Below are 2375 nucleotides of genomic sequence, written 5' to 3' on the forward strand. Positions count from 1 at the left end.
TCTGGATTGTAAAATAATTGTCCGTTTTTTACCTCCAGCGGACAATCGAAATTATTTGTAAATAATCCTCCAGTTCCCAATCCTTGCGGCATTGTATTGTTTTTTAAAAACGTAAATTGGGCAATAGCATTTAGTCCAATATTAGACTCTAAAGCCGATGTGATCCACCAGCTAATGTTGTGTTTTTCGGCTAGCCTAATCCACTCATTTGTTCCTCTAAAACCACCTACAAAACTAGGCTTCAAAATGATATATTGTGGTCTTATTTTAAGTAATAAGTCTTCTTTGTCTTGGGTCGAAAACACACCTATAAGTTCTTCGTCGAGTGCAATGTTAATTTTGCTGTTTTTGCATAACTCTGACATACTGTCAGTATGATTTTTTTGTATTGGTTGTTCGATACTATGAAGTTGGTAACCAGCTATTTTGTTTAATTTAATTAATGCTTCGGTTTGGCTAAAAGCGCCATTAGCATCTACTCTAATTTCTATTTGTTCTGGAGTAAAATTTTTACGAATATAGCCTAGTAATTCTAGTTCTTTATTAAAATCGATAGCGCCTATTTTAAGTTTTATGCATTTGAAACCTAGTGCTATTTTTTCTTCAATTTGTTGCTTCATTTCTTGCGCTTCTCCCATCCAGATTAGTCCGTTTATTGAGATGCTTTTTGTACCCAAAGTAAATCCTGACGGAAACAATAAAAAAGGGCTTGAAGCAGCTAAGGATTGGAACGCCATTTCGACACCAAACTGAATAGAAGGAAACTCGATTAAGGCTTCCCAAAGTGCTTTTTCTCCTAAGTGAATATGATTGCAAACCCATTGCAGTTTTTCTTCATAATCGGGTCTGTCATCGCAACTTAAACCACGCAAAATGCCACACTCTCCAATGCCTTTTTTTTCGTTGTTTTGTAACACTAAAAACCAAGTTTCTTTTTGGGTTAAAACACCCCGTGAGGTTCCTGATGGTTTTTTGAAATCGAGAATATATTTGTGGTAAGTTGCTTTCAAAATAGGTTTTGGGTTTTGGTAAATTAACCACTAAGCTCTCGAAGTTTTCATGAAGTACACAAAGCTGTGTGAATTTATATTCTTTGTGAACCTTGTGATTTTAACTTTGTGCTCTTTGTGGTTATTTTTAAATTAATCGACTAATCTCAAAATTTTCTTAAAATTGTCATTTGGTAAGCTTGATTTCTGAAATTTATCTAAATCGTTGATGGTTTTATTTTTCCAGGTTTGGTTTGTAGATACATTTTGTTCTTTGTATTTATTATGAATTTCCCGAGATTCACTCATTTTACCTAAAAACATATAAGTGTGTGCTAAATTAAGTTGTACTAGAAGCTCGCTCGAATCTAAATTTTCGGCGATTTTGAATGTTTTTAGCGCTTTTTCGTATTGTTTTGTGTATAAGTATAATTCGCCTAAAGTATTATAATCTAAAACGGATGCTTTGCTTTTGTTTATAATTTTATGATTTATTAATACAATTGCATTATCATATTTTCCTTGTTTTGCTAAATTTTTTGCTTCTTGCTGTATGGCTTTATTATATTCTTCAACCGTATTAGTTTCTGTTAATGCTTTTTCTTCAAATTTATTTATTAAGGATAATTTCTCAGTATTTGAGAATTTTTGAAAGTGCGAAAACTTATACTCATTTTGAAGTTTCTCTAAAATATTATAATCGAAAGCTTCTGATTTTAGTATTTGCGAAGCTTCATTACTTTTTCTAATATAATTTAGCACCAATTGTTTTTTTGCATTACTCCATATTTTGCTAGCTTTAATATTTACCCATGGCACAATTTCGAGAATTATTTTTTGTCCTAAAATCCAGTTTTTACTTTCGAAACCAAACCAAACTGTTTGGTTTATTTCGTTAAAACAAGTAGATTTTTCGATCGAAATTACTTTTACTTCTTTACTTATAGGTTCGTTCTGGTATAAACAAGCTTTTTCTGTTTTTCCTGTTCTAAAATAATCGGTTGCATATTTCGAATTGTTTGAAAAAATAGCATACGTACACTTGTCGTCGCCCGATATTTTCGATGTTAATGATATTGCACCACCTGTTCCTTGCGTGATTCCTGTTGGGTCTGGAATGGCTTTGAGTACCGATGATAAATCGGAAGCTATTTTTTGATTCTCGTCGAGTAACGTAATTCTGTACACAAATTCTGTTGTTCCGTCTGGGAAATCTTCTGATTTGATGATTTTTCTTTTGCCAGCCGAAAGTTTTATTTCTTTGTTGGTTATTCGCTGGTTATCCCAATAACCGTCCTGTGCAAAGGCAATAGTTGTTAAGAAAAGAAAGGCTGTTTTTATGATTTTCATTGTTCTTTAAACATTAAGTTAACCCGTTGGGTGTAA

Annotated in this window: 2 protein-coding genes; both read right to left on the bottom strand. The window is 32.5% G+C overall.

What is annotated here, in order from left to right:
• The coding region (locus B0A57_RS11965) for an o-succinylbenzoate synthase (protein ID WP_089082008.1) at positions 1-1010 on the bottom strand (1010 nt) is incomplete at its 3' end.
• A 132-nt stretch (positions 1011-1142) separates the two neighbouring features.
• Positions 1143-2339 (bottom strand): tetratricopeptide repeat protein, encoded by a 1197-nt coding sequence (locus B0A57_RS11970; protein WP_011962663.1) that lies wholly within the window; start codon positions 2337-2339, stop codon positions 1143-1145.
• Positions 2340-2375: the final 36 nt, after the last annotated feature.

The sequence above is a fragment of the Flavobacterium psychrophilum DSM 3660 = ATCC 49418 genome (assembly GCF_002217405.1).
Classification (GTDB): domain Bacteria; phylum Bacteroidota; class Bacteroidia; order Flavobacteriales; family Flavobacteriaceae; genus Flavobacterium; species Flavobacterium psychrophilum.